Genomic DNA, 26,223 nt, shown 5'->3' with positions numbered 1-26,223 from the left:
GGCATGAGCAGATTCGAGTACGCACCGGCCCCCGAGTCGCGGGCCATCGTCGACATCAAGTCGTCGTACGGCCTGTTCATCAACGGCCAGTTCACCGACGCGACCGATGGCAAGCCGTTCAAGACCGTCAGCCCGGCCTCGGAGGAGGTGCTGGCCGAGGTCAGCGAGGCGGGTCCGGCGGACGTCGACAAGGCCGTGCGGGCCGCCCGGAAGGCCTACGAGAAGGTCTGGGGCCCGATGAGCGGCCGCGACCGGGCGAAGTACCTGTTCCGGATCGCGCGGCTGATCCAGGAGCGCGCCCGCGAGCTGGCCGTGCTGGAGTCGCTCGACAACGGGAAGCCGATCCGCGAGTCCCGCGACGTCGACATCCCGCTGGTGGCCGCGCACTTCTTCTACTACGCGGGCTGGGCCGACAAGCTCGAGCACGCCGGAGTCGGTGCCGACCCGCAACCGTGGGGTGTCGCCGGCCAGGTGATCCCGTGGAACTTCCCGATGCTGATGCTGGCCTGGAAGATCGCCCCGGCGCTCGCCGCGGGCAACACCGTCGTGCTCAAGCCGGCCGAGACCACCCCGCTGACCGCGCTGGCGTTCGCGGAGATCTGCCAGCAGGCCGACCTGCCGCCGGGCGTGGTGAACATCGTCACCGGCGCCGGCCGGACCGGTCAGGCCCTGGTCGAGCACCCGGACGTCGACAAGGTCGCCTTCACCGGGTCGACCGCGGTCGGCCGCGCGATCGCCAAGTCGGTCGCCGGGACGCACAAGGCGGTCACACTCGAGCTCGGCGGCAAGGCGGCGAACATCGTCTTCGAGGACGCGCCGATCGACCAGACCATCGAGGGCATCGTCAACGGCATCTTCTTCAACCAGGGCCACGTCTGCTGCGCCGGCTCCCGGCTCCTGGTCCAGGAGAGCGTGTACGACGAGGTCCTGTCCCGGCTGAAGCGCCGGATGGGCACGCTCCGGGTCGGCGACCCGCTGGACAAGAACACCGACATCGGCGCGATCAACTCGTCGGCCCAGCTGGCGAAGATCCGCGAGCTGTCGCAGGTCGGCGAGGACGAGGGCGCCGAGCGCTGGTCGCCGGAGTGCGAGCTGCCGCCGCAGGGCTACTGGTTCCCGCCGACCGTCTTCACCGGCGTCTCCCAGGCGCACCGGATCGCCCGCGAGGAGATCTTCGGCCCGGTGCTGTCCGTGCTGACCTTCCGGACCCCGGCCGAGGCGGTCGAGAAGGCGAACAACACCCCGTTCGGCCTGTCCGCGGGGATCTGGACCGAGAAGGGCTCCCGGATCCTCTGGATGGCGAACCAGCTGCGCGCCGGCGTGGTCTGGGCGAACACGTTCAACCGCTTCGACCCGACCTCGCCGTTCGGCGGCTACAAGGAGTCGGGCTACGGCCGCGAGGGCGGCCGCCACGGCTTGGAGGCCTACCTTGCCCACTGAGACCCAGCGGCTTGAGGTGCGCAAGACCTACAAGCTCTACATCGGCGGCGCCTTCCCCCGCAGCGAGTCCGGCCGTTCGTACGTCGTGAACAATGCCAAGGGCAAGTTTCTCGCGAACGCGTCGCAGGCCTCCCGCAAGGACGCCCGGGACGCGGTGGTCGCGGCCCGCAAGGCGTTCGGCGGCTGGCACGCGCGGACGGCGTACAACCGCGGCCAGGTGCTGTACCGGATCGCCGAGGTGATGGAGGGCCGGCACCAGCAGTTCAGCGCCGAGGTGGCCGCTGGTGAAGGGCTGTCGATCTCGAAGGCCCGGGCGGTCGTGGACGAATCGATCGACCGCTGGGTCTGGTACGCCGGCTGGGCCGACAAGCTCGCCCAGGTGGTCGGCTCCAGCAACCCGGTGGCCGGCCCGTACTTCGACTTCTCGTTGCCCGAGGCAACCGGCGTGGTCGCGGTCCTCGCGCCGCAGGACTCCAGTCTGCTCGGGCTGACCAGCGTGATCGCCCCGGCGATCGTGTCCGGCAACACGGTCGTCGTCGTCTCGTCGTTCGAACGCCCGCTGCCGGCCGTGACGCTCGGCGAGGTGATGGCGACCTCCGACGTACCGGGTGGGGTGGTCAACATCCTCACCGGGTCCGCGTCCGAGGTCGGGCCGTGGCTGGCCTCGCACATGGACGTGAACGCGATCGACCTGTGCGGCATCGAGGACCCGGAGGAGGCCGCCACGCTGGAGATCGCCGCCGCCGACAACCTCAAGCGGGTACGCCGTCCCGCCGCGGAAGACTGGTCCGCGGACCAGGGCCTGTCGCGGCTCACGCAGTACCTCGAGCTGAAGACCGTGTGGCACCCGATCGGAGTCTGAGTTGCTGAAGTCAGGTGACCGGGTGGCGATCGTGTCGCCGTCCGGTGGACTGCCCGAGCTGTTTCCGGCGCCCTACGAGCTCGGTCTGGAGCGGTTGCGCTCCTGGGAGCTGGATCCGGTCGAGTACCCGACGACCCGCAAGCTTCGGTCGACCCCGCAGGAGCGGGCCGCCGACCTGCACGCGGCCTGGTCGGACCCGTCCGTCAAGGCCGTGATCGCGTCGATCGGTGGGTCGGACCAGATCACCGTGCTCAAGCACCTCGACCCGGCCGTGTTCCGCGCGGACCCGAAGCCGTTCTTCGGGTTCAGCGACAACACGAACCTGCTGAACTTCCTGCACACGCTGGGCCTACCGGCCTTCCACGGCGGCAGCGTGATGGGTCAGTTCGGCCGCGGCGGCGCGATGCACCCGGACACCGAGCGGTCGTTGCGCGCGGCGCTGTTCACCGGCGGCGAGTTCGAACTGACCCCGGCGAAGGGCTGGACGGATCGCGACCGCGACTGGTCCGACCCGACCAACCTGGAGACCGAGCCGGAGCTCTTCCCCGGCACCGGCTGGACCTGGCGGGGCACGGCGACCGTGAGCGGCAGGCTCTGGGGCGGTTGCCTCGAGATCCTCGACTGGCAGCTCGCCGCGAACCGCTGGATGCTGCCGACCGAGTCGTACGGCGGGGTGCTGTTCGCCGAGACCAGCGAGGAGATGCCCACGTCGGACCAGGTGTACCGGATGCTCCGCAACCTCGGCGAACGCGGTCTGCTCGAGCGGTTCGACGCCGTGCTCTGGGGTCGCCCGAAGTCCTGGTCGCTCGGCCAGAAGCTCGTGCCGGAGGAGTCGGCCGAGTACGTCTTCGCTCAGTACCTCGCGGTCGATCGGGCGCTCGCGGAGTACAACCCGAGCGCGGTCGTCGTGAAGGGCCTGGACATCGGCCACACCGACCCGCAGCAGGTCCTGCCGTACGGCGGCCAGGTCCGGATCGACCCGACCGCCGAATCCATCACCGTCGGCTACTGAACGCGCGTCTGGGTCAGGGCCGGGTTCGGGTCCGGGTAGCAGGCGACCGGTGCCTTGATCGTGACGAACTTCCACTTGATCTTGGACTGCAGGGTCAGCCCGGGGTTGTCGAAACTCGTGCCGGCGAGCCTGGTCTGGATCGTGGTGCCGCGGCGGCCGGACTTGAGGCGGACCGAGAGCGTCGGCAGTCGGTAGCTCGCCCCGCCGGCGATCGGACCGGCTACCTGAATGACCGCTGCGTTGCCGTCCAGATGAACGGACGGTGTCGAGTTGAGCCCTGAACCACCCGTCAGAGCGGCACTGACATAGGACGAGTTGGCCGGGATCGGGACACGGAGGGAGAGGTCGCGGACCTCTTGGAGCTTGAAGCCTTTGACGTCGGTGGGGAGCTGGCCGGGCTTGGGGTCGACGGCGATCGTGAAGCGGGTGTTCGGGCGGACCGTGGCCGGGGCCTTGGCGTCGACGCCCTGGCGCAGGGAGAGGGTATGCCGGCCGAACTTGGTGTCGGCGCGGCAGGCATAGGTGGCCACAGGTGCCGGGGTCAGCAAGGCGAAGATCAGGATGAGACTGCTTAGAGTAGTCACTCGACTACTCTAAGCAGTCATCGCCCGAAGAGGAACCAGCCGCCGATGCCCGCGGCGACGAACACGACCGGCAGCGCCAGCAGGAACCACGCCCGCCAGCGACGGCGACGCCGTACCGGTGGATCGGTCGCGACCGTGGCCGGCACGGCATCGTTGGTGATCACGGTTCGCTCGGCCGCGCGCTGCGGCGCCTCCTGCTCCAGCCGGTACGCCTCGGCCTCGAGCCGCTCGGCCAGCGAGTCCGCGCGGTCCCAGCGGTCGTTGACCCGGTAGGCCAGCGCCCGGGCGAAGATGTCGTCGAGCGGACCGACCGAGTCGTGCAGGACCGAGCGCAGGCTCGGCGGGGGCAGGTCCGGGTCGCGATTGAGCACCTCGCCGATAGACGTCACGGTGTACGGCGGGTGCCCGGTCATCAGCGCGTACGTCACCGCACCGACCGCGTAGATGTCGGCTCGCTCGTCGAACCCGCCGTCACCCCGGCCCTGCTCGGGCGCCATGTACGACGGCGTACCGACGGCCTGGGTCAGCCCGGACGCCTCGGCCGCGCGCTTCGCCAGACCGAGGTCGGCGAGCACGATCCGGTGCGTGCCGCCGCCGGACTCCTCACCGCCCTGGTTGGGCCGCAGCAGCAGGTTGGCCGGCGTGACGTCCCGGTGGACGACACCCTCGCCGTGCAGCGCGGCCACGGCCCGGGCCAGGTCCGCGCCCCACCAGAGCGCGTCGACCACGTCCAGCGGGCCCTGACGCAGCATGTCGCCCAGCGTGCCGCCGCCGACGTAGTCCATGACGAAGTACGGCCGGCCGTCATCGAGCTTGCCCAGGTCGAAGACCCGGACCACGCGGTCGCTGGCGATCCGGCGCATCAACCGGGCCTCGGACAGGAAGCGTTCCCGTACGTCGGCGCGCGACGCCCAGTTGTCGGCGAGGACCTTGACCGCGACGTCCACGTCGAGGTCGTCGTCGTACCCCCGCCAAACGGTCGCGAACGCGCCCGCGCCGATCTTGTCCTGCAGCCGGTACCGTCCGATGACATCCATCCCGGCTATTGTCGACCACTGTGAGCTCAACCGTGACTGGGGGACGATGAACGAGGACCTGGAAGCACTGGCGGCCCGCGCGGCATCGGGTGACCAGACGGTCCTGCCCCAGCTGCTCGCAGCGATCCGGCCGCAGGTGCAGCGCCGGGTGGCGAAGTTCCTGCCGTACCGCGAGGACGCGGAGGAAGCGGTCCAGGACACGCTGCTCCAGGTGGCGAACAAGGTCCACACGTTCAAGGGCACCGGCAGCTTCGCGGGCTGGGTGACGATCGTGGCCACCAACCAGGCGCGGCAGACCTACCGGTCGCTGAAGCGCCGGTCGGTCGAGCAGTCCGCGGAGGTCCTGCCGGAGTCGGTCGACCCGCGGACGACCTCGGTGATCGCCGGTTCCCGCCTCGACCTGCTGGAGGCGCTCGAGTTCCTCGAGTCCAGCCACCCACAGCTGGTCCAGCCGCTGGTGCTGCGCGACCTGGGCGCGATGTCGTACGCCGAGATCGCCGACGAGCTCGCCGTACCGCTGGGGACCGTCAAGGCCCGCATCCACCAGGCCCGCAAGGCCGTCGCCGAACGCCTCACGGTCCGCTAAGTCTTAGCCGTAGACCCGACGCACCTCAACTGCCCGGCGGAGTTCGTCGAGCGTGTTGGTGGTGGCGCGGCGGATCCCGGACTCCACGCTCTCGTCGGCGATCAGCGCCTCGGCCGGAGCGATCAGGCCGGGGTCGATCGCGTACCGCGGGGCGATCCGGCTCACGGTGAGGCCGAGGACCATGCCGGAGCGGATCTTGCCGGTACCGGCGATGTCGGTGAAGAAGCGCTGGACGTACGGCGCGTTGACGGCGGCCTGCGCCGGGTGCCAGAAGCCCTCGGCCGCGCCGAGCAGCTCCTTCACACCGAGCGTCGGGTCGGTCATGATCCGGGTCCAGGTCGCTTCCTTGGCCTCCGGGAGGGCGGCACGGCAGCGGGCGGCCTGAATCACGCCTTCGGTCGACTTGTCGCGAGCGAGCTCGGCGTCGATCTCGGTCCCGCCGTACGCGCCGAGCCGGACGAGTCGGAGGACGATCGACCAGCGGAGGTCCTGGTCGATGTGCAGGCCCTCTGGTCCGCCGTTGTCGAGCCACCCGGTCAACAGGTCGGCGTCGTTCGTGGTGGCTACGAATGCCCTGCCGGTGATCAGCTGAAGGCTGCTGCCCGGGACGGTGGTGGAGAGCTTGTTGTCGAGGGCATCTGCGACTCGCGGGCGGTACTGGTCGTAGTCGAGGTAGCGGCCGAGGAGGCGGTCCTCGACCCAGGTGACCAGCGAGCCGACCGCGACGTCGCTGTCCTCGGCGGGCAGCGCCGCGACGAAGATCTCCAGCGCCTGGCGCGGATCGAGCTCCGCATCGGCCACCGAGTCCCGGATCGAGTTCCACACCACCGCACGGGTGGTGCTGTCGGCAATCCTCGGCAGCACCGTCGGGAGGTTGGCCAGACTCCTCTCGTCCAACCGAACCTTCACCCAACTGTCATCCCCCGCATCCGGCACCACCACCACGGAACCCGCACCCGAGGCGGCGCCCGTGCTCGCTCCCGCACGCCCGCCGGCACCGGCACCGGCATCCGCACCCGAGGCATCGTTGCCTCCAGCAAGGTCTGTTGAGTCCTGGGCCACCACCACGTCCACCAAGGTTGGTGATCCGTCCTCCGCATACCAGCCAACACTCAACTTGTGCAGCCGCCGCGAAGCATCCGGACTCTTCCGACGCAACACAGACCCCTCGACCGAGATCGTGTCCACCCCGGCAGTCCGCAACCATTGGTCCGACCAAGCACCCAGATCCCGCGCACCAGCCTCGGTGAGCTTCGCCAGGAACTCACCCAGATCCGCATTCCCGTACTCATGCGCCTCCAGATGCGCATTCACTCCCCGCAGGAACACCTCATCCCCGAGGTACTTCGCGAGCTGCTTCAGAACCGCGGCGCCCTTCGCGTACGAGATCCCGTCGAAGTCGTCCAGCGACTGCCGCGCATCCTTCAAACTGTCCGGAGCAACTGGATGCGTCGAGCTGCTCTGATCCGTCTGCAGCCCCCACCACTTCCGCACGAACGCGAAGTCCGTCCAGTTGCCGTCGTAGCTCGTCGCGTCCTCGGCCACCCGGTGCGCCATGTACTCGGCGAACGACTCGTTCAGCCACATGTCGTTCCACCACTTCATCGTGACCAGGTCGCCGAACCACATGTGCGCCATCTCGTGCACCAGCACCCGCGACCGGGTACTGCGATCGGCCTCGGTCGCCTGCTCGCGGAACAGGAAGTCGTCGGAGATCGTGACGCAGCCCGGGTTCTCCATCGCGCCGAGGTTGAAGTCGGGGAGGAACACCTGCCAGTACTCGCCGAACGGGTACCGGCGGCTGAACATCCGGTGGTACTCGTCGAAGGCCTCGCGCGTCGTGCGGAACAGGTCCTCGGCGTCGCGTTCGAGCGGCTCCTTCAGCGCCTGCCGGCAGGCGAGGCCGAGCGGGATCCCGTCGTGCTCGCTCCGCAGCTGGTGGAACGGACCGGCCACGATCGTGACGAAGTACGTCGAGAGCGGCTTGGTCTCCGCGAGCGTCCACTCCCCCGGCGCCGTCCGGGTGGCCGCGCCGTTGCCCATGACAACCCAGTCCTCGGGGCACCTGACGGTGACGGAGTACGGCGCCTTGAGGTCGGGCTGGTCGAAGCACGGGAAGTACCGCGGCGCCGACTCCAGCGACGACATGCCGTACGTGTAGACGCGCCCGTCGGCGGCATCGACGGACCGCTGCAGCCCCTCACCGTCGGCGGAGTACCTCATCTCGGCGCTGACGACGAGCTCGTTGTCGGACTGCAGGTTCTCGAGCGGGAACCGCCCGCCGTCCAACGCGGCGACGTCCAGCTGCCGGCCGTTGAGCTCGACGCTGATTAGCCGCTCGGGCTTCACGTCCACCCACGTGCTGTCCGCCTCCGCTCCGAAGCGAATCCGGCTGGTCGTGACGAACGTGCTGCCGGAGCCGGTCAGGTCGAAGTCGACCCGGTACGACCGCACCGCGATCTCCGTCGCCCGTCGCCGGGCCTCGTCCACAGTCAAAGCGCGCATGGGCCGCACGCTATCCCGGCGAGAGGGCTTAGGTGGTGAGCTTGGTCTGGACGAGGGTTGCGACTGCGCGGACCTGGTCGTCTGTCGTCGTGTCGAGGACGGTGGTGATCAGGGCGGCGTCGTCGGGCTCGGCGAGGACGGTGAGCGCGTTCAGCGCACTGACGTGATCGAAGGCGGCCGGGAGCTCGGGGCCGCCCTCGGCCGGTGGGCGGGTCAGGATCTCGCGCGCGACCTCGCGTACGTCGGCCGCCATCGGCTCGAGCGGGTTGCCACCACTCAAGCGGGTGTACGCCGCGGCGACCTGGTACATGTTCAGCGCCCGGCAGACGGTCGGCACGTTCTCGCTGTGCAACAACGCACCGAACGCCTGCAGTGGAATGGCGACCTCGTCCATACCTCGACGCTAGCCGACGGCTCCGAAGAAGCGGAGTACCTTCTGCGCCGCATCGGGACCGGTCATCAGCTCCGCGACCTCGGCCGACATCTCGGCGGTCGCGGCAGTACGAGCGAACATTGCCGGCTCGTACTGTTCCAGCGCGGCGTCCAGGTCGTCCGGATGCGCGGCGATCGCCCGGCCGAGCTCGGCGGCGTCGAGCATGGCCTGGTTGGCACCCTCGCCCACCGACGGCATCAGGTGCGCTGCGTCTCCGAGCAGGGTGACACCTGACCGGCGCGGCCAGGTCATGCCGATCGGCAGGATGTACGCCGGGCGCACGACGAACGGCTCGTCGCAGGCTGCCAGCAAGCGACGGAACTGCGGAGCCCACCCGTCCGGTAGGTCGGTCGCCGTCGCCGAGTCCAGGTCGGGCGGACCCTGGATCGAGATGCTGACGCTGATCGTCCCGTTGCCGTTGCGTTGGCCGCCCAGCAACCGGTCCGGGCCGAACACCCAGAGGTTGCCGCGACCTACCATCGCGGCCAGTTCGGGCTGGGTCCGATCGGCATCATGGATCGCGCTCTGCACGAGGCACTTTCCGGTGTACGTCGGCTCGGCGCTCGTGAGCAGCGGACGGACCCGGGAGTTGGCGCCGTCCGCGCCGACCAAGAGATCGCACGTCGCGGTGCTGCCGTCGGCGAAGTGCAGGACGTATCCGCCGCCCGGCTGTGCTTCCGCGTGCGTGAAGGCACTGCCCCAGCGGACCGTCTGCGCGGGGATCGAGCCCAGCAGGAGGTCTCGCAGGTCGGCACGGTCGATCTCCGGGCGCAACATCGGCGCGTCGTCCGGAGTGTCCTCCTGGAGCAGCAGCGTGCCGGTATGGTCCAGCATGCGCAGGTCCTGGCCTTCGCGACGGGCGGCCGCCAGGAACTCGCGCTCGAGGCCGGCCGCGCGCAGGGCGGCCTGACCCGTCTCGGTGTGCAGGTCGAGCATGCTGCCCTGGCTGCGGGCGTCGCCCGAGGCATCCCGCTCGTACACGACCGGGGCGATGCCGTGGAGGTGCAGGATCCGCGCGAGCGTGAGGCCGCCGGGGCCACCGCCGACGATCGCGATCATCAGGTCCTCTTCCTATCGATACACTGTATTTGTCAATACACTGTATCGGATGAGGCAGTGTATCGGGCGAGGCGGTGTATTGTTCACGCCCGGAGGTATCAGGTGACCGACAGTCCGCTGATCTGGGAGCGGCCCGAGCCGGCCGAGCGCAGTACGCCGAGCCCGCTGAGCCGGGCGCGCATCGTCCGGGCCGCGATCGTCCTGGCCGACTCCGCGGGCCTGGACGCGGTCTCGCTGCGGAAGGTCGCCGGCGCCCTCGACGCCGGCCCGATGCGCCTCTACCGGTACGTCGACACCAAGGACGAGCTCCTCACGCTCATGGTCGACGCCATCGTCGCCGAGATCCCGGCGCCCGCCGGACCGACCTGGGACGCCGTCCTCAGGTCCATAGCGACCGGGCTCCGGGACACCGTTTTGCGGCACCCGTGGTTCGCGGATCTGCTCGGCGGCCGGCCGTACGTCGGTCCGGCGACGCTCGCCCGCGGCGAAGCGGCCTTGAGCGCGCTCCGTGCCACCGGCCTCGACGACCTCGACACGATCACGAGCGCCCTCGCAACGCTGGACGCCTACCTGATCGGCGCGGTCCGCAAGGAGATCGCCGAGCACCGCGCCCAGGAGGAGACCGGTCTCGACCAGCGGCAATGGCAGCACGCGAACGGGCCCTATCTGACCAGGATGTTCGCCACCGGTCGCTACCCGGCGCTCGAGGAATGGGTCCACGACGCCCGCCATCTGAAGGCCGCCGAGGCGTTCGAGCTCGGCCTGGGCTACCTGCTCGCGGGCATAGCGAGCAGCTTGCCGCGCTAGTGTCGCCGGCCGAGTGCTAACCGTTCGCGGCTGCGTGGAGATGGGCCGCGAGCAGGTGGGCGGGCTCGGGGGCGTTCGCGGCGTAGCAGAGCAGGTGGCCACGGGTGGACCAGGAGTCTTGCAGCGGGCAGATGTCCACCGCGGTGCTCGCATCGACGGCCCGGCGCGGGACGATGGCCAGGCCGGCGCCGGCGGTGGCGAGCGTGATCAGAGCGTGCAGGGTCGGCACGACCGTGCGGAGGCGTGGGGCCGGCGAGTGCGGGCCGAGGCGCTCGTCCATCCACTGCGTCAGCGGGGAGTTGCGATCGAGGCCGACCAGTGGGTGCTCGGCGACTTCGGCGTACGCGATCGAGGCTCGGCCGGAGAGCGTGCCGCCGGCCTGGCCGATGACGACGAGTGAGTCGTCGGCGAGCCTTTCGGTCCGCAGCGGCGTTGGTTCGTCATCGAGGATCACGCCGAGGTCGGCCTCTCCGGCGGCGAGCAGGCGGACGCTGCGGGTGGTACGACGTTCGCTCACGTTGACGTCGTACTCCGGATGGTCGCGGAGGAACGTGGCGAGCGCGAGCGGCACGAGCTGGTGCATCGCCGACCCACCCGCGACCAGGCGGATCGGGGCCGAATGCGAGACGGCGTACGACGCGACGGCACTGTCCAGCCGCGTCGTCTCGGCGAGCACGTCACGGGCGTGACGGGCCAGCGTGGCGCCCGCGGGGGTGAGCCGAACCCCGCGGCGCTCACGAACAAGGAGCGGGACTCCGGCCTGCGTTTCGAGGGCTCTGACCCGCGCACTGGCCGAAGGCAGACTGAGGTGCACAACCCGCGCACCAGCGGTGATCGACCCCTCTGCCGCGACATTGATGAACAGCCGAAGGTCGTCGAGGTCGTAATGCATACCACAAGCCTACGTCTCAGCCTGAGGCTGACTACGGGTATCGCGCATTGTGCACGCACCCGAGCCGGGCGATCCTCGAGAGGTGCTACTGCTTCTCCTGGCCGGCGTCGCCGCCGGCGCCCTCAACGCCGTCGGGGGCGGCGGAAGCTTCGTAGCACTCACCGCGCTGGTCACAGCCGGCGTACCGCCGGTCACCGCCAACGCAACCACCACCGTCGCCCTCCTGCCCGGAAACGCCACGAGCGCCTGGGTCTACCGCCACGACATCGAGGGCTTCAGGCACCCCTCACCAACCCGCCTGACGCTCGCCTCCATCACCGGCGGCGGCCTGGGCGCAGGCCTGCTCCTGTTGTTGCCCTCAGCATCCTTCAACGCAGCAGTCCCCTGGCTGCTCGCCTTCGCAACCATCATCCTGGCCTTCGGGAAGCGACTCAGTCGGCTGCTCCGGTTCGGCCGGCTGGGCCCGGAGGCGATTCTCACCGGGCAGTTCCTGCTCGCCATCTACGGCGGGTACTTCGGCGGGGCGGTCGGCCTGATGATGCTCGCGTTCTGGACCGCCACCACCACCCTCGACCCCGCCCGGGGCAACCCACTCCGCGTCATTCAGGTTGCCGCGGTCTATCTCACGGCCGCGGTCGTCTTCGTCTTTGCCGCCGACGTGCTCGACCAGCCACTCCATCTGGTCGCCTTGCTCGGTGGCGCGATCATCGGCGGGTACGGCGGTGCGCATCTCGTCCGTCGCCTGCCGTCCAAGGTCCTGCGCGGCCTCGTGCTTGGTACGGCGATTGGGATGACCGTTGTCTTCTTTTTTCGGGACTTTGGATGAATCGGGCGCAGCTGGTTATGGCTTATCAGGCCTGTGAGGTTGCGGACCTGGCTGCTGTCGTGGTTGGCCTGCATGACCCGGTTGAAGCATCGGCGCAGGCGGGTCGGGTGCTAGCGGCTGCGCAGCGGCTCGTGGTGGCTGCGGGTGCGCTGGACGGCGCGTGCCCGCCTACGGATCCGCTGCAGTTGTTTGCTTATGAGCACCCGGAGGAGGCGGCGGCCGACATCGCCGACTGGCTCAGATCTTCACAACGCTTCTGACGTCGTCCTCAGTGGTCGAGGTCCCGCGACCCAGGTAGGCGCTGCCGCTCGCGTTCACGGTTGAGGTAGAGACCGGTAGCGGTCGAGACGCTCGTCAGCAGCCAGACGCCGACGCCCGCGTCGTCGGTGATGCCAATGATCGGCAGCAGGTCCGGGAGGATGTCGATCGGGGAGATCAGGTAGACCAGCGCGAGCACCCAGAGGAACGGCCGGCTCTTGGGCAGGTCGGCGTACGTGCCCTGGCGGACCTCCCGCAGCAGCCGCGGCAGGGCCCGGGCGCGCTGGAAGACGTCGCCGACCGGCACCGGCTCGCCACGGGCGATCTTGCGGCGCCGCACAACCCGCCGCCGGACCACCCCGAGCACGCCCACGGCCGCGCCGATCACCATCAGCCCCACGCCGACGGCGACGGCCGGCATCCCAGCAACGGCGCCGTCGCGGAAGATCAGCGTCGCAAGCCCGATCAGGCCGAGCAGCCCACCGAAGTACATCATCCATCAACTGTAGGGGGTGCTGACCGGACTCAACGCCTCCAAACGCGCCGCGTGACCGTCGGTGAGGGTGATCTGCTGGGCGGCGACGTTCTCCTCGAGGTGGTCGAGCGAGCTGGTGCCGGGGATGGGGACGATGACCGGCGAGCGGTGCAGGAGCCAGGCCAGGGACAGCTGGGCGGCGGTGATGCCGAGCTCGGTGGCGATCGTGGCGAGCAGCCGCGACTTCGCGTGCTCACCGTTCGCGATCGGCAGCCAGGGAATGAAGGCGATGCCTTCCTCCGTGCAGGAGTCGACCACATCCTCGTGGCCGCGGTCGGTCAGGTTGTAGCGGTTCTGGACGCTGACGATGTCCAGCGCTCGGCGGGCCTCGCGGAGCTGGTCGCAGGTGACCTCAGACAGACCGATGTACTTTGCTTTGCCCTCGGCAACTAGTTGCTGGAGCGCCCCGAGCTGGTCGGCGAACGGTACGGCGGGATCGACGCGGTGGAGCTGGAGCAGGTCGATGCACTCGACCTTCAGCCGGCGAAGGGAGAGCTCGGCGGCCTGGCGGAGGTACTCCGGACGACCGAGCGGCTTCCACTCGCGGGCGGACGGCCGGGTGTGACCGATCTTGGTGGCGATCACGACGCCGTCGTACGGGTGCAGGGCCTCGGCGATGAGCTCCTCGTTGGCGCCGACCCCGTAGGCGTCGGCCGTGTCGATGAAGTCGACGCCGAGCTCGACGGCTCTGCGCAGGACGCGGATCGCCGCGGAGCGGTCGGCCGCCGGGCGGTACCCGGTCAGGCGCAGGGCACCGAAGCCCAGGCGGTTGATGTCGAGCTCGCCGATCTTCAGGCGGGTGGTCACGATGCTGGTTCCTCTCGTTCTTGGTGCCTCCAGCCTCGGGCCGCCGTACCGCGCCCGAGAATTGATTTAGACTGAGCTAAATGCTCACGATCACCTTCACGGTCACCGACCTGGCCCGGACCCGGCTCGCGGTCTCGCCTTTGTGGGAGATCGTCGCGAGCATCCGGCTGCTCAAGACCCGCCGGCCGCCCGCCTTCCACGCCCGCTGGGAAGACGTCACGCGCTCCCGGATCGCCGGCACCGACCTCGGTCTCCTCTTCGACCTGGTCGATCCCGGCGTGTGGTACCTGCCCGACTTCCTCACGCCACCACCGCAAAGCCCGCTCCCGGACCTCCTCAGCGAGCTGGCCGCCCTCCGCCGCGTCCCGCCCCACCAAGTACGCGCCGACCTCGGCGTCCTCGCGTATGCCCGCCGTACTCCGCTCGGATCGTTGCAGGAGGCCGCCGTACCTCGACAACTCCGGCGGCCGGCACCGGGCGAGTTGCCGTCGGTGGCGGTCGACGAGTTGTACGCCGATCCGGTGCCGGGAGTGGAGCGACTCGCGGAGCAGGTGGAGGCGTACTGGGAGTTGGCGGTCGCGCCGTACTGGGGGCGGATCCGGGCGCTGCTCGACGAGGATCTGCTGTACCGCGGCCGACGGCTGGGGCAAGCAGGACCGGCCGGGTTGTTCGAGGATCTCGCCGAGAGCGTGAAGTGGAAGGACGGCACGCTGTCGATCCGCCACCGACGCTTCCAGGGTGCCCGGCAACTGGCGGGTGAGGGACTGCTGCTCACCCCGTCGGCCTTCGTGTGGCCGATGGTCTACAGCAGCACGATCCCTCCATGGCAGCCGAGTCTCACCTACCCGGCCCGCGGAGTCGCCACCCTCTGGGACGACACGGCGGCCCCAACGCCCGTCGGCCTGACCGCCGTACTGGGCCGAACCCGGGCCGAGATCCTCGCCCACCTGGACACGCCACGCTCCACCACCGACCTGTCCACTCGCCTCCACCTGACCCCTGGCGGCACCTCTCAGCACCTCACCGCCCTTCGGTCGGCCGGCTTGGTCACTCCGCACCGAGCCGGTCGAGCAGTCCTCTACGCCCGCACCACAACCGCCGACCTCCTGCTGGCAGCGGCCACCGGTCCAGCAAGCCTTTGACAGTGGACCGTCCCCCCAAAAGCGAGCGAAAGGGCGCCGAAAGAGCACGCCGCGGCCTGCGGCGTGCCCCGATACCTTGGTGCCGTGCGACTACTGGTGGTGGAGGACGAGGAAGGGCTGGTCAGCGCGCTGCGCTCCGGGCTCGGCCGGGCCGGGTACGCCGTCGACGCGGCGACGACCGGTGCCGAAGCGGTGGCGAAGCTCGCGAGCACGGCGTACGACCTGGCGATCCTCGACATCACCCTCCCCGACATCAGCGGGCTCGACCTGTGCCGCGCGGTTCGCCGCGGCGAGATCGAGGTGGCGTCGGGGCGCGAGCTGCGGGTGCTGATGCTGACCGCGCGCGCCTCACTGGCCGACCGGGTCCGCGGACTCGACGAGGGCGCCGACGACTACCTGACCAAGCCGTTCGCGCTGGTCGAGTTGCTGGCCCGGATCCGGGCCCTGCTGCGTCGCGACGTCACCAACGGCACGACGCAACTGCACGTCGGCGACCTGGTCCTCGACTCGTCCCGCCACCTCGCGACGCGGGCCGGGCGCGAGCTGCCGCTGACGCTCAAGGAGTTCGGCGTACTGCGGTACCTGATGTCCCGGCCCGGTCACGTCGTCTCGGCCGAGGAGCTGCTCGAGCACGTCTGGGACGAGAACGCGGACCCGTTCACGCAGAGCGTGCGGGTCACCGTCGGCACGCTGCGCCGCAAGCTCACCCAAGCCGGCGAGTCGCCGATCCTGGAGACCATCATCGGCCGCGGCTACCGGCTCAGAGGTGACGTATGAAGCTCCCGCCGTGGATGCACACGATCCGGTTCCGGTTGACGCTGACGTACTCCGCGGTGCTGATCGGGCTGTCGGCGTTGCTGCTCGGCGGTGTCTATCTCGCGCTCACGCAGGTGCTGGACGCGAAGCCGCTGAACCGGATCGAGGTGCAGAAGTACTACAAGGATCCCGAGGGCAAGATCCACCTCAAGGCGGGTCAGGTCATCCAGGCGGCCGAGATCTCGAACCTGCAGTCCGCGGTGAAGTACCAGACCCTGCAGAGCCTGCGGAACTACTCGGCGGCCGGGATGGCCGGGTTGTTCCTGGTCAGCCTCGGGACCGGGTGGTGGCTGTCCGGGCGCGCGCTGCGGCCGGTCCGGCGGATCACTGCGACGGCGCAGGAGATCTCGGCGACCGATCTGTCCCGGCGGATCGCGCTGGAGGGTCCGCACGACGAACTGCGGAACCTCGCCGACACGGTGGACGACATGCTCGGGCGACTCGAGTCGGCGTTCGTCGCGCAGCGGCAGTTGGTCGACGATGCGTCGCACGAGCTGCGGAACCCGCTCGCGGTGATCCAGGCAAACGTCGACGCCGTACTCGCGCACGACGACACGCTGCCGGAGGATCGCGCGCAGGCGACCGCGATCGTCAGCCGCGCGATCCAGCGGATGACGTGGTTGGTCGAGGATCTGCTGGCGTCGGCCCGGCGCTCGTCGCCGGCCTTCGTCGACGCCGATGTCGATCTCGCGACGATCGCGTCCGAGGCCGCCGAGGAGTACGAGCTGCTCGCGGCGGATCGTGAGCTGCGTCTGGTACGGCGGCTCGCGCCGGGTCCGACCGCGGCCGGTGACGCGTCCGCGCTGCGGCGGGCGGTCGACAACCTGCTGTCGAACGCGGTCCGGCTGGCCCGCGGAGGCAGCGAGCTCGTCCTGGCGATCGGCAGCCGCGACGGGTGGGCGTGGATCGCCGTACGCGACGAGGGCCCCGGGATCTCCCCCGACGACGCTGACCGAGTCTTCGACCGCTTCTTCCGCGCCGGCAGCCGGCAGCACCCCGCCACGGTGCCGTCCACCGGCCAACGCCGGGCCGGCCTGGGCCTCGCCATCGTCCGCCAGATCGCCGAGTCCCACGGCGGCACCGTCACGTTGCACTCCGAGGTGGGCACCGGCAGCACCTTCACCCTCTGGCTGCCCGAACGCTCCCTCACCAACACCACCCGCCGCACCCCGAGCCCACCCGACGACGACCCGTTGGGCCCCCGCCACTGACCCGCCGGCGTCGCTGTGGCTCAGGTCCGCAGCTGCGCGACGCCGATGGCGAGCATCAGCAATGCCACCGCGCCGAAGCCCACGCCGGGGATCCAGTCGTCGAAGCCCCACTCCGCGGTCTGCATCCGGGTCGGCTCGGCCCGGTCGTAGACGATCTGGATCGGCTGACCGACCTTCGCCTCGAAGTAGTTCGCGGTCTCGGACGTGATCTGTTCGCCGGCCAGGGTGGTGTACCGGACGGTGATGCGCGGGGTCTTCCCGCCGGTCTCGTCGAGGACGGTGCCGGTGACGACCTCGCCGCGGTGCTCGAGGAGGTACAGGTCGTGGACCTCGAAGTACCCGATCGCGACGAACACGATCGAGAGGACGATGCAGGCGACCCCCTCGTAGTCGAACCGCCACCGGCGGCCGCGGTTACCCGGCTCCTTCCGGTGGTTGCCCGGTCCCCGAGTGTGGCTGGCCGACGGTCGCCGGCGGCGGTTCATGCCGCCTTTGACGGATCGGCGGGTCACGCGGTTCCCGAGCTTGACTGTTGTCGTGACTACATTTACTGTTGTCACGACAACAGGAGGGGTGTGGATGTACGAGATCAAGGAACAGCTGGTGATCAACGGGGACGCCGCCGCGGTCTGGCGGGTGGTGGCCGATGTGGCGCGCTGGCCGGAGTGGGACCCGCACGAGGATCTCGCCCGGCTGGACGGCGAGTTCGCGGTGGGTACGACGGGGTGGGTGAAGCAGAAGGGGAATCCGGGGGCGGCGTTCACCCTCACCGAGGTCGTGCCGGAGCGCCGGTGGGCCAGCGAGTGCAAGCTGCCGGGCGGGAAGCTCTGGGGATCGAACGACTACGAGCAACTCCCCGACGGCAAACTCCGCTGCACCCGCACGGTCCGGGTCACCGGACCGCTCGTCCCGCTCTTCCGCTTCCATTTCGGCCGCCGCATGCGCCGGGACTTCTTCAAAACCTGGGCGGCCCTCGAAGCCCGGGCCGCAACCGGATGAACCCGGGCGAATCCGGACCGCTGGCGTCACCCGGGTTCTGGTTGCATCACGCAGCCTTGCGGTGGCGGAGCGAGCTGGAGCGGCGGCTCCGCGGGGTCGGCCTGACGCCGACACAGTTCATGCTGCTGGCGTCGGCGGGCTGGCTCGAGCACACCACCGGCGTACCCACCCAGCAACAGGTCGCCGAAACCGCCGGCGCGGACCGGATGATGACCTCGAAGGTGGTGAAGACGCTCGTCGAGAGCGGACTACTCACCCGGGAAACGCACCCCGCCGACGCCCGCGCCTACCGGCTCCAACTCACCCCGAAAGGCCGAACCACCACCCGCAAAGCCATCGACATCGCCACCGCCCTGGACGCCGAACTCTTCGGCGAAGAGCCCACGGACCTTCGCGCCACACTCCGCGACATAGCCAACCGCAGCTGACCGGCTCAGTTGTCGTACGGCTGGGCCAGGAGAGAGCGGGTGTTGGTGAGGACCTGCTCGTAGTTGGCGCGGAGCTGTTCGGCGTTGACGGTGATGGCTGGTTCGGGTTTGCCCAGGAGAGCAGGCCAGGTAGGCGGCGTTGCGGCACCCGACAGGGCCCAGGCTGCTTGGCGGGCCGCGCCCAGGGCGACGTACTCGGCGGGCTCGGGGAGGACTACCTCGGCGCCGAGGATGGCGGGGGCAAGGGCTTGTACGGCGCGGGAGCGGGCGCCTCCGCCGAGGAGCAGGACGCGCTGGACCGGCAGGCCCTGGTCGCGGAGGGCGTCCACGGCGTCGGCCAGGCCGCACAGCAGGCCCTCGACCGCGGCGCGTGCCATCGTCGCGGGCTGCATCGTGTGGCGGGTGAGGCCGTAGATCAGACCGGTCGAGTGCGGGAGATCCGGCGTACGCTCGCCGTCCAGGAACGGCAGCAGGACCAGTCCATCAGACCCGGACGACCCGATCGCCGCCTCGTCGAAAGCGGCCAGGTCCATGCCCAGCATCTGTGCGGTCGCCGACATCACGCGGGCCGCGTTCAGCGTGCACACCAGTGGCAGGTACTCCCCTGTCGCGTCGGCAAACCCGGCCACGAATCCGCTGGGATCCGCCGTCGGGTGATTCGACCGGGCAAACGCGGTACCACTCGTCCCCAGCGACACCGCGACATCCCCGGGCTGCAGGTCCAGACCGAGCGCGGCCGCCGCGTTGTCACCGGTGCCGGCCGCAATGGCCGCACCGAACGCGGTCTGACCGACGATCTCGGCCGGGCCTGCCACCCGCGGAAGCTCCAGCCTCCGGCCGAAGGCGCGCTCCACCAGATCCTCGCGGTAGCTGTTCGTCGCCGGCGACCACCACCCGGTCCCGGAAGCGTCACCGCGGTCGGTGGTGATCCCTTCGATGCCCTTCCGATCAGCCGCCAGTCGATGCGTCATCCAGTCGTGCGGCAGTACGACGGCCGCCGCCCGCTTCGCTTCTGCCTTGTGCCGGACCCACCGGAGCTTCGTGACGGTGAAGGACGGGACGGGCACCGAGCCGACTGCCTCGGCCCAGACCTGCGGGCCGCCGAGCTCGGCGATCAGGTCCGTGGTTGCGTCGGCCGAGCTGGTGTCGTTCCACAGGACGGCTGGGTGGACGACCTCGCCGCTGTCGTCGAGCAGGACCATCCCATGCTGCTGGCCGCCGATCGCGATCGCGGCAACTCCGTCGAGCAGGCCGTCGGACGCGGTCTCCCACGCCTTCCACCACTCGGCCGGATCGACCTGCGTGCCGTCCGGGTGCGGCGCCCGGCCCTCCCGCAGTACCTCGCCGGTCTCCGCGTCGCACACGACCACCTTGGTCGCCTGGGTCGAACAGTCGACCCCGGCAACCAGCCTCAGCTCCGTCATGAAGCCAAGCCTAGGCGCTCTCCGGTGGTCCAGCGCCTAGAGCGCTTCCAAGGTGGCCCGCGCGCCGATCTCGTGGAGCGACTTCAGCGCGGTCCGGTACTGCACGACGAACGTCGAGTCCGACGCCAGGTCACCGAACAGGTCCGGGTCCGAGATGAAGACCAGCGGATCCGACCGGTTGTGCTGCGCGCGCTCGACCAGCTTGTCGCGCAACCGGTCCACGACCTCGATCGGCTCGCCCTGTTCGTCGACACCCTCGGCGTACCGCGCCCACGACGCGACCACGAGCACCGAGCGGGTGATCTCCCGGCCGGCCGCGAGCTGCTCGCGGACCACCGGCAGCAGCCACTTCGGGATCCGGTCCGAGCTCTCCGCGCACAGCCGCGCCAGCGTGTCCCGGACCTCCGGGTTCGCGAACCGCTCGATCAGCTGATGCTTGTACCGCTCGAGATCGACCCCGGGTACGGGCGGCAACGTCGGCTGTCCCTCGTTGTCCATGTAGCCGAGCAGGAAGTCGACGAACAGCTTGTCCTGGCACACCTCGTGCGCGTACCGGTAGCCGGCCAGGTACCCCAGGTAGCACAACGCCTGGTGCGAGGCGTTCAGCAGCCGCAGCTTCATCAGCTCGTACGGCTCGACGTCCTCGACGATCTGGACGCCGACCTCTTCGTACGGCGGCCGCTCGCCGCCGAAGTCGTCCTCGAGCACCCACTGCGTGAACGGCTCGCACACCACCGGCCAGCCGTCCTCGACCCCGAACCGCTCCGCCAGCGCGGCCCGGTCCGCATCGGTCGTCACCGGCGTGATCCGGTCCACCATGCAGTTCGGGAACCGCACCTCGGTCTCCAGGAACTCCGCGACGGACGGATCCTTCAGCCGCGCGAACGACGACAGCATCTTCCGCGCCACCTGCCCGTTCCCCGGGATGTTGTCGCAGGACATCACCGTGAACGGCGGTACGCCGGCCTCCCGGCGCCGCCGCAATGCCTCGACGATGAACCCGAACGCACTCCCCGGGGCCGCGCCCGGCTCCAGGTCGGCCGCCAGCGCGGGGTCGGACGCATCCAGCTCGCCGGTCACCTGGTTGACGTGGTACCCACCCTCGGTGATCGTCAGCGACACGATCCGGGTCGCCGGATCCGTCATCCGCTCGAGCACCGCCTCGGCCGAGTCGGGCGCGAACAGATAGTCGACGATCGACCCGATCACCCGCGGCTCGAGCGTCCCGTCCGGATGCTTGATCACCAACGTGTAGAGGTGGTCCTGGGCCGACAGGACGTCGTACATGTGCCGATCCTGGGGCAGCACGCCGACGCCGACGATCCCCCAGTCGAGCGCCTTACCGTCGGACATCAACCGATCGAGATACATCGCCTGATGCGCACGATGGAACCCACCTACCCCGAAGTGCACGATCCCCGGCGTCACCGCCGTCCGGTCGTACGACGGCACGCCGACCTCGTTGCCCAGAGCATCAAGAGCAGCGGTGGACAGTCTCACTTGACCGCCCCCAGCGACAGACCCTGCACGAGCTTGTCCTGGGCGGCGAACCCGGCGATCAGCACCGGCAGCGAGACCACGATCGACGCGGCACAGACCTTGGCGAGGAACAAACCTTGACTCGTCACGAACCCAGTCAAGAACACCGGCGCGGTCTGCGCCACCGTCCCGGTCAGCACCCGGGCGAACAGCAGTTCGTTCCAGCTGAAGATGAAGCAGATCAGCGCGGCGGACGCGATCCCGGGCGTGACCACGGGGGCCACCACCGATCGGAGCGTGCGCGTCAGCGAGGCACCGTCGACCGACGCCGCCTCGAGGATCTCCGTCGGCACCTCGGACAGGAAGCTGCGCAGCATCCAGACCGCGATCGGCAGGTTCATCGACGTGTACAGGATGATCAGCAGCCAGATGTTGTCCAGGAACCCGACCGACTGCGCGAACAGGTAGATCGGCAGCAGACCGGCCACCACCGGCAGCATCTTGGTGGACAGGAAGAAGAACAGGACGTCGGTCCACTTGCGCACCGGCCGGATCGACAGCGCGTACGCCGCCGGGAACGCAAGCAGGATGACCAGCGCGGTGGACAGGATGCTCGAGGTCAGCGAGTTCGCGATCGACGGCCAGGGGCCGGTGTCGAAGAACGACCGGTAGCCGGCGAGCGTGAGCGGCGCACCCAGGTCGGGCGGGTTCTTCGCCGCGTCCTCCTCGGAGTGGAACGAGGTCAGCAGCATCCACAGCACCGGCAGCACGAACAGGATGCCGACGATCCAGGCCACCCCACTCAGCACGAACCCGCCGCCGCGGTTCTTCTTACCCGTCACGATCGTGACCTGCCCGCTCATCGCCCCGTCTCCTCTCGGAACAGCGTGGACACCGAGCGCAGCGCGAACGTCGCGATCGCGATCGTGCCGATGACGACGATCACGCCGGCCGCCGACGCGCGGCCGTAGTCGTGCGCGGTGTAGAAGGTCTGGTAGATCGTGTACGGCAGGTTCGCCGTACCGAGGCCGCCGGACGTGATCGTGAAGACCGCGTCGAAGTTCTGCACCACGTAGATCGAGCCGAGCAGCGCGGACAGCTCGAGGTACTGGCGCAGGTGCGGCAGCGTCATGTAGCGGAAGATCTCCCACTGGTTGGCGCCGTCGATCCCGGCCGCCTCGATCACGTCCAGCGGACGGCTCTGCAGCCCGGCCAGCAGGATCAGCATCATGAACGGCGTCCACTGCCAGACCAGCGCGAAGATGATCGACCACAGCGGCTGGTTGCTGATCCAGTCCGGCTGCGGCGCGTTGTCGCCGAAGATCCACTTCAGCACGCCGTTGAACAGGCCGTACGTCGGGTTGTACAGCGCGTGCTTCCAGAGCAGCGCCGCGGCGACCGGTACGACCAGGAACGGCGTGATCATCATCGTCCGGACCGCGCCGCGGCCGCGGAACCTCCGGTCCAGCAGCAGCGCGATCAGCAGGCCGAGCACCAGGCTGATCAGGACCACGCCCGCGGTCAGCAGGATCGTCACCCAGATCGCGTGCCGGGTGTTCGCGTCGGTCAGCACCCGGCGGAAGTTGTCCACCCCGGCGAAGCCACGCTCGTCCGGGTAGTACGCGTTCCAGTCCATGAAGGACACGATGATCGTGACCACGAACGGCAGCTGGGTCACGATGATCATGAACACCAGCGCCGGCAGCAGCGGCGCCCGCCGGGCCCAGTCGCCGGCCCTCCGCATCATCGTCCCCTCGGAACCAGGTGGCGCCGAGTGCCGTTTGGGCTTCACAGCCGCCGGCTTCTTTGCCTCAACAGACATGAGAAGCACCCCTCACTTCGCTGCGCGCGAGCGGTACCGCTCCGCGACGTCGTCGGCGAGCTCCTGCCCGCGCTTCAAGGCTTGGTCGACGCTCATCCGCCCGGCGATCGCCGAGCTCACGTCCTGGCTGACCTGGGTCCCGAGGTCCGGGAACTCGGGGATGTCGATGAACTGGATCCCTTGCGCCGGCCGCGGCTGGGTGCCCGGGTCCTTCGGGTCTGCGTTCTCGATCGCCGACTTGGTCGGCTCCGCGAAGGCCTCCGCCTCCTTGACGTAGTCCGGGAGCTCGTACGTCGAGGCCCGCTTGCCGGCCGGGACGTTGGACCAGCCAACCTTCTCGCCGACCAGCTTCTCGTAGTCCTTGCCGGAGGCCCAGGAGATGAACTTCCAGGCATTGTCCTTCTTCTTCGAGGCTTCCTGGATGCCCCAGGCCCACGCGTACAGCCAGCCGGAGCTGTCGGTCTTCACCACCGGCGCCGGGGCGTAGCCCATCTTCCCCTTCACCGGCGACTTCGGTGCCTCGAGCGAGCCGGCCGCCGAGGTGGCGTCGTACCACATCGCGACGTTGCCCTGGATGGTGTTGTTCAGGCACTCGGTGAACCCGGCCTGCGGCGCGCCGGCCTCGCCGTGCGCGCGGACCAGGTCGACGTAGAACTTGGTCGCCTCGGTGAACGCCGGCGAGTTGACCTGCGCCTGCCAGTCCTGGGTGAACCAGGTGCCGCCGAAGGTGTTGACCACGGTGGTGAGCGGCGCGAAGATCTGGCCCCAGCCGGGCTGGCCGCGCAGGCAGATACCGCGCATGCCGGGCTGGGCGTTGTCGACCTTGGCGGCGATGTCCGCGACCTGCTGCCAGGTCGGCTTGGCCGGCATCTCGACGCCCTTCGCGGCCAGGATGTCCTTGCGGTACATCAGGAACGACGACTCGCCGTAGAACGGTTCGCCGTAGATCTTGCCGTCGTCCGCGGTCATCGACTGGGTCATCGGCTTCAGGATGTCGTCCTGGTCGAACGCCGAGTCCTTGTCGATGTAGTCCGACAGCGGCGCGATCCACTTGGACTTGGCGTAGATCGGGATCTCGAAGTTGCTCACCGTCGCGACGTCGTACTGACCGGCCTGGCTGGAGAACTCCTGGCTGATCTTGTCCCGGACGTCGTTCTCCGGCAGCACGGTGAAGTTGACCTTGATCCCGGTCTGCTTGGTGAAGTTGTCCGCGGTCAGCTTCTGCAGGTCGACCATCTGCGGGTTGTTCACCATCAGCACGTTGATGCTGTCGGAGCCACCGCCCCCGCCACCACCGCCACCCCAGCCGGCACAGCCGCTCACCGCACTCAACGTGAGCGCGATACCGACCGCCGTCAACCGTCGTCCGGGCACGAGCCGCTCCTTCACTGGTTGCTCATATGAGCAGGCGTCCGCTCACTGATTGAGTGAACTAGGAAGGGGGTTGACCTGTCAAGGGTCTGTGCAACACTTGGGGTCACGTGTGCTCATATGAGCGGGAGGCTTGATGGAGACCTTCGGGCCGGCGCAGCTGGTGCTGACGGCATCGATCGCGCGGCGGTACTACGTCGACGGACGGTCGAAGGTGGAGATCGCCGACGAGTTCCGGCTCAGCCGGTTCAAGGTTGCGCGGTTACTCGATCAGGCGCGCAGCAGTGGACTGGTGCGGATCGAGATCAGCCACCCGGGCGCGATCGATCTCGACCTGTCCGCGCGGCTGCAGGAGACGCTCGGCCTCCGGCGCGCGATCGTGGTCGACACTCCGGAGGAGGACGATCCCGCATTGCGTACCCAGCTCGGCAAGGCGGCCGCGGACCTGCTGTCCGAGATCGTCACGCCCGAGGATGTGCTCGGGCTGGCCTGGGCGCGGGCCGTGACCGCGATGACCGAGCAGCTCTCGACGCTCGCTCCGGTTCCGGTCGTGCAGCTCACCGGTGCGTTGACCCGGCCGGACGTCGAGGCAAACTCGGTCGAGCTGGTTCGGCACACCGCGCGCCTGTCCGGCGGACCGGCGTACCTCTTCTATGCGCCTCTCGTCGTACCGGACGCCGCGACGGCGCGCGCGCTGCGGCAGCAGCCCGAGGTGGCGGAGGCGATCAGCCACTTCGACTCGGTGACGAAGGCGGTGGTCGGGCTCGGGTCGTGGGCGTCCGGGCAGTCGACGCTGTACGACGCGATGGACGGGAAGGCCTGCGAGCAGCTCGCGAAGCGCGGGGTGGTCGCGGACATCTCTGGGGTGTTCGTGGACGCGGACGGCGAACCGGTGCAGAGCCGGGTGACCGACCGGGTGATCGCGATCAACGCCGAACAGATGGGCAAGATCGACGAGGTGATCGCGATCCCGTACGGCCTGGCGAAGGTCGGCGCGGTCCGGGCCGCGATCCGCAGCCGGCTGGTCAACGGGATCGTTACCCACGCACCCCTGGCGAAAGCGCTGCTGGACGAGACACACTGACCGGCGATGTCCGAGCCCGAGACCTTGCTGCTCGGCGGTACGGCGAACCGCGGGTTGGTGGTGCGGGTCGGCGATACCGTACGACGGCCGCTGCGCGCCAGCAGCCCGGCGACGCACGCGCTGCTGCAGCACCTGGAGAAGGCCGGCTTCGACGGAGCGCCGACGTTCCTGGGGATCGATCCGCAGGGGCGGGAGGTGCTGTCGTACCTGCCGGGCGAGACCGTCACTGCGCCGTACCCCTCGTGGTCGATGACGGACGCTGCGCTGGACAGCGTGGCGCGGCTGCTGCGGTCGTACCACGAGGCGGTGGCCGACTTCCGGCCCTCCGGTTTGGAGTGGGCAGAGCCGGTGCCTGCGCCTTACGTGACCGGGCTGGTCAGCCACAACGATCCGAACCTGGACAACGTGGTGTTCCGGGACGGTGTCGCGGTCGCGCTGATCGACTTCGACCTGGCGGGTCCGGGGTCGGCGCTGTGGGACGTGGCGACCGCCGTGCGGTTGTGGGCTCCGCTGCGGCCGGACGCCGACATCCACGACGTACGCCGAGGCCGGTCGCTGTCCCGGTTGCGGCGCTTCGCCGACGCCTACGACCTGTCTTCGGAAGACCGCCTACGCCTGGTGGATGCGGCCGCCGACAACCACGTCTGGTGCATGGCCTATGTACAGCGAGGGTCCGAGTCCGGCCACCCGTGGTTCCACCAACGCTGGACCACCGGCGAATCAGCCCTCACCGACCGCACCAACCGCTGGTTCGCCCAACAGGCACGGTCCCTGCGCTCTGCCTTGCTGGACTGATCGAGCCGA

Annotated in this window: 28 protein-coding genes; 14 read left to right on the top strand and 14 right to left on the bottom strand. The window is 69.4% G+C overall.

The window, feature by feature from the left end; genetic code table 11:
* Nucleotides 1–3: 3 nt before the first annotated feature.
* From AB0E69_RS29975 to AB0E69_RS29965, 3 genes are read left to right on the top strand one after another with little or no spacing between them, the layout of a single operon-like run.
* Nucleotides 4–1,440 carry an aldehyde dehydrogenase family protein gene (locus AB0E69_RS29975; protein ID WP_360153472.1) on the top strand — a complete coding sequence of 479 codons (1,437 nt, stop codon included), beginning with the start codon at nucleotides 4–6 and terminating at the stop codon, nucleotides 1,438–1,440.
* On the top strand, nucleotides 1,430–2,302 hold the full coding sequence (locus tag AB0E69_RS29970) for an aldehyde dehydrogenase family protein (protein WP_360153469.1): 873 nt from the start codon (nucleotides 1,430–1,432) through the stop codon (nucleotides 2,300–2,302). Before AB0E69_RS29975 ends, AB0E69_RS29970 begins: the two co-directional genes overlap by 11 nt.
* Before the next feature lie 22 nt (nucleotides 2,303–2,324).
* Entirely contained in the window at nucleotides 2,325–3,314 is a 990-nt protein-coding gene (locus tag AB0E69_RS29965) for a S66 peptidase family protein (protein WP_360153466.1), read from the top strand.
* Here the strand turns inward: AB0E69_RS29965 and AB0E69_RS29960 are convergent.
* Together AB0E69_RS29960 and AB0E69_RS29955 are read right to left on the bottom strand one after the other, a co-directional pair.
* Nucleotides 3,308–3,898: a hypothetical protein gene (locus AB0E69_RS29960; protein ID WP_360153463.1), complete on the bottom strand. Its 591-nt coding sequence runs from the start codon at nucleotides 3,896–3,898 to the stop codon at nucleotides 3,308–3,310. The genes AB0E69_RS29965 and AB0E69_RS29960 overlap by 7 nt on opposite strands.
* A 17-nt stretch (nucleotides 3,899–3,915) precedes the next feature.
* Nucleotides 3,916–4,935: a serine/threonine-protein kinase gene (locus AB0E69_RS29955; RefSeq protein ID WP_360153460.1), complete on the bottom strand. Its 1,020-nt coding sequence runs from the start codon at nucleotides 4,933–4,935 to the stop codon at nucleotides 3,916–3,918.
* Here AB0E69_RS29955 and AB0E69_RS29950 point away from each other — a divergent pair.
* The gene (locus AB0E69_RS29950) at nucleotides 4,925–5,521 is read left to right on the top strand and encodes an RNA polymerase sigma factor (RefSeq protein WP_360153457.1); all 597 of its coding nucleotides are present in this window, start codon (nucleotides 4,925–4,927) and stop codon (nucleotides 5,519–5,521) included. The two genes, AB0E69_RS29955 and AB0E69_RS29950, sit on opposite strands and share 11 nt — an antisense overlap.
* 3 nt (nucleotides 5,522–5,524) lie before the next feature.
* On the opposite strand, the gene pepN is transcribed toward AB0E69_RS29950, so the two are convergent.
* Genes pepN through AB0E69_RS29935 form a run of 3 tightly spaced genes read right to left on the bottom strand, consistent with a single transcriptional unit; the run spans nucleotide 5,525 to nucleotide 9,518 of the window.
* The gene (gene pepN / locus AB0E69_RS29945; protein WP_360153454.1) at nucleotides 5,525–8,026 is read right to left on the bottom strand and encodes an aminopeptidase N; all 2,502 of its coding nucleotides are present in this window, start codon (nucleotides 8,024–8,026) and stop codon (nucleotides 5,525–5,527) included.
* 28 nt (nucleotides 8,027–8,054) lie between these two features.
* Nucleotides 8,055–8,420, bottom strand: coding sequence for a hypothetical protein (locus tag AB0E69_RS29940; protein WP_360153451.1), 366 nt, complete (start codon nucleotides 8,418–8,420; stop codon nucleotides 8,055–8,057).
* Between the two features lie 9 nt (nucleotides 8,421–8,429).
* A complete protein-coding gene (locus tag AB0E69_RS29935; RefSeq protein ID WP_360153448.1) occupies nucleotides 8,430–9,518 on the bottom strand; it encodes an NAD(P)/FAD-dependent oxidoreductase in 1,089 nt (362 codons plus the stop codon).
* 102 nt (nucleotides 9,519–9,620) lie between these two features.
* Between AB0E69_RS29935 and AB0E69_RS29930 the strand changes: the two genes are divergently transcribed.
* Nucleotides 9,621–10,325: a TetR/AcrR family transcriptional regulator gene (locus AB0E69_RS29930; RefSeq protein WP_360153445.1), complete on the top strand. Its 705-nt coding sequence runs from the start codon at nucleotides 9,621–9,623 to the stop codon at nucleotides 10,323–10,325.
* A gap of 16 nt (nucleotides 10,326–10,341) precedes the next feature.
* On the opposite strand, the gene AB0E69_RS29925 is transcribed toward AB0E69_RS29930, so the two are convergent.
* Nucleotides 10,342–11,217 carry a LysR family transcriptional regulator gene (locus tag AB0E69_RS29925; RefSeq protein ID WP_360153442.1) on the bottom strand — a complete coding sequence of 292 codons (876 nt, stop codon included), beginning with the start codon at nucleotides 11,215–11,217 and terminating at the stop codon, nucleotides 10,342–10,344.
* Between the two features lie 82 nt (nucleotides 11,218–11,299).
* On the opposite strand from AB0E69_RS29925, the gene AB0E69_RS29920 reads away from it, so the two are divergent.
* Nucleotides 11,300–12,043 (top strand): sulfite exporter TauE/SafE family protein, encoded by a 744-nt coding sequence (locus tag AB0E69_RS29920; protein WP_360153439.1) that lies wholly within the window; start codon nucleotides 11,300–11,302, stop codon nucleotides 12,041–12,043.
* On the top strand, nucleotides 12,040–12,303 hold the full coding sequence (locus AB0E69_RS29915; protein ID WP_360153436.1) for a hypothetical protein: 264 nt from the start codon (nucleotides 12,040–12,042) through the stop codon (nucleotides 12,301–12,303). The genes AB0E69_RS29920 and AB0E69_RS29915 overlap by 4 nt, the downstream gene beginning before the upstream one ends.
* 8 nt (nucleotides 12,304–12,311) lie before the next feature.
* Here AB0E69_RS29915 and AB0E69_RS29910 read toward each other — a convergent pair whose 3' ends face one another.
* Nucleotides 12,312–12,797 carry a YkvA family protein gene (locus AB0E69_RS29910; protein ID WP_360153433.1) on the bottom strand — a complete coding sequence of 162 codons (486 nt, stop codon included), beginning with the start codon at nucleotides 12,795–12,797 and terminating at the stop codon, nucleotides 12,312–12,314.
* Between the two features lie 3 nt (nucleotides 12,798–12,800).
* Nucleotides 12,801–13,643, bottom strand: a complete 843-nt coding sequence (locus AB0E69_RS29905) for an aldo/keto reductase (RefSeq protein ID WP_360153430.1) — start codon at nucleotides 13,641–13,643, stop codon at nucleotides 12,801–12,803.
* An 80-nt stretch (nucleotides 13,644–13,723) separates the two neighbouring features.
* On the opposite strand from AB0E69_RS29905, the gene AB0E69_RS29900 reads away from it, so the two are divergent.
* The 3 genes from AB0E69_RS29900 to AB0E69_RS29890 all read left to right on the top strand — a co-directional run bounded on the left by AB0E69_RS29900 (nucleotide 13,724) and on the right by AB0E69_RS29890 (nucleotide 16,812).
* On the top strand, nucleotides 13,724–14,785 hold the full coding sequence (locus tag AB0E69_RS29900) for a DUF5937 family protein (protein ID WP_360153427.1): 1,062 nt from the start codon (nucleotides 13,724–13,726) through the stop codon (nucleotides 14,783–14,785).
* A gap of 84 nt (nucleotides 14,786–14,869) precedes the next feature.
* On the top strand, nucleotides 14,870–15,562 hold the full coding sequence (locus tag AB0E69_RS29895; RefSeq protein WP_360153424.1) for a response regulator transcription factor: 693 nt from the start codon (nucleotides 14,870–14,872) through the stop codon (nucleotides 15,560–15,562).
* A complete protein-coding gene (locus AB0E69_RS29890) occupies nucleotides 15,559–16,812 on the top strand; it encodes a HAMP domain-containing sensor histidine kinase (protein WP_360153421.1) in 1,254 nt (417 codons plus the stop codon). The genes AB0E69_RS29895 and AB0E69_RS29890 overlap by 4 nt, the downstream gene beginning before the upstream one ends.
* 20 nt (nucleotides 16,813–16,832) lie before the next feature.
* Here the strand turns inward: AB0E69_RS29890 and AB0E69_RS29885 are convergent, their stop codons facing one another.
* Nucleotides 16,833–17,324: a DUF3592 domain-containing protein gene (locus AB0E69_RS29885; RefSeq protein WP_360153418.1), complete on the bottom strand. Its 492-nt coding sequence runs from the start codon at nucleotides 17,322–17,324 to the stop codon at nucleotides 16,833–16,835.
* A 67-nt stretch (nucleotides 17,325–17,391) separates the two neighbouring features.
* Here AB0E69_RS29885 and AB0E69_RS29880 point away from each other — a divergent pair, with 67 nt between their 5' ends.
* Entirely contained in the window at nucleotides 17,392–17,811 is a 420-nt protein-coding gene (locus AB0E69_RS29880; protein WP_360153415.1) for an SRPBCC family protein, read from the top strand.
* A gap of 56 nt (nucleotides 17,812–17,867) precedes the next feature.
* Nucleotides 17,868–18,239, top strand: coding sequence for a MarR family winged helix-turn-helix transcriptional regulator (locus tag AB0E69_RS29875; protein WP_360153412.1), 372 nt, complete (start codon nucleotides 17,868–17,870; stop codon nucleotides 18,237–18,239).
* 5 nt (nucleotides 18,240–18,244) lie between these two features.
* On the opposite strand, the gene xylB is transcribed toward AB0E69_RS29875, so the two are convergent.
* The 5 genes from xylB to AB0E69_RS29850 are packed head-to-tail and all read right to left on the bottom strand — an operon-like array spanning nucleotide 18,245 to nucleotide 24,338.
* Nucleotides 18,245–19,663: a xylulokinase gene (xylB, locus tag AB0E69_RS29870; RefSeq protein WP_360153409.1), complete on the bottom strand. Its 1,419-nt coding sequence runs from the start codon at nucleotides 19,661–19,663 to the stop codon at nucleotides 18,245–18,247.
* A 36-nt stretch (nucleotides 19,664–19,699) separates the two neighbouring features.
* Nucleotides 19,700–21,163: a mannitol dehydrogenase family protein gene (locus AB0E69_RS29865; RefSeq protein WP_360153406.1), complete on the bottom strand. Its 1,464-nt coding sequence runs from the start codon at nucleotides 21,161–21,163 to the stop codon at nucleotides 19,700–19,702.
* The gene (locus tag AB0E69_RS29860; RefSeq protein ID WP_360153403.1) at nucleotides 21,160–22,005 is read right to left on the bottom strand and encodes a carbohydrate ABC transporter permease; all 846 of its coding nucleotides are present in this window, start codon (nucleotides 22,003–22,005) and stop codon (nucleotides 21,160–21,162) included. Before AB0E69_RS29860 ends, AB0E69_RS29865 begins: the two co-directional genes overlap by 4 nt.
* Nucleotides 22,002–22,964, bottom strand: coding sequence for a sugar ABC transporter permease (locus AB0E69_RS29855; RefSeq protein ID WP_360153400.1), 963 nt, complete (start codon nucleotides 22,962–22,964; stop codon nucleotides 22,002–22,004). The genes AB0E69_RS29860 and AB0E69_RS29855 overlap by 4 nt, the downstream gene beginning before the upstream one ends.
* Nucleotides 22,965–22,976: 12 nt before the next feature.
* The gene (locus AB0E69_RS29850; protein WP_360153397.1) at nucleotides 22,977–24,338 is read right to left on the bottom strand and encodes a sugar ABC transporter substrate-binding protein; all 1,362 of its coding nucleotides are present in this window, start codon (nucleotides 24,336–24,338) and stop codon (nucleotides 22,977–22,979) included.
* Between the two features lie 133 nt (nucleotides 24,339–24,471).
* On the opposite strand from AB0E69_RS29850, the gene AB0E69_RS29845 reads away from it, so the two are divergent.
* Nucleotides 24,472–25,419, top strand: coding sequence for a sugar-binding domain-containing protein (locus tag AB0E69_RS29845; RefSeq protein ID WP_360153394.1), 948 nt, complete (start codon nucleotides 24,472–24,474; stop codon nucleotides 25,417–25,419).
* Between the two features lie 6 nt (nucleotides 25,420–25,425).
* Nucleotides 25,426–26,214 (top strand): phosphotransferase, encoded by a 789-nt coding sequence (locus AB0E69_RS29840; RefSeq protein ID WP_360153391.1) that lies wholly within the window; start codon nucleotides 25,426–25,428, stop codon nucleotides 26,212–26,214.
* Nucleotides 26,215–26,223 lie beyond the last annotated feature (9 nt).

It is taken from the genome of Kribbella sp. NPDC026611 (genome assembly GCF_040638345.1).
In the GTDB taxonomy this organism is placed as follows: domain Bacteria; phylum Actinomycetota; class Actinomycetes; order Propionibacteriales; family Kribbellaceae; genus Kribbella.
This window is presented reverse-complemented; position numbering and strand designations above follow the sequence as displayed.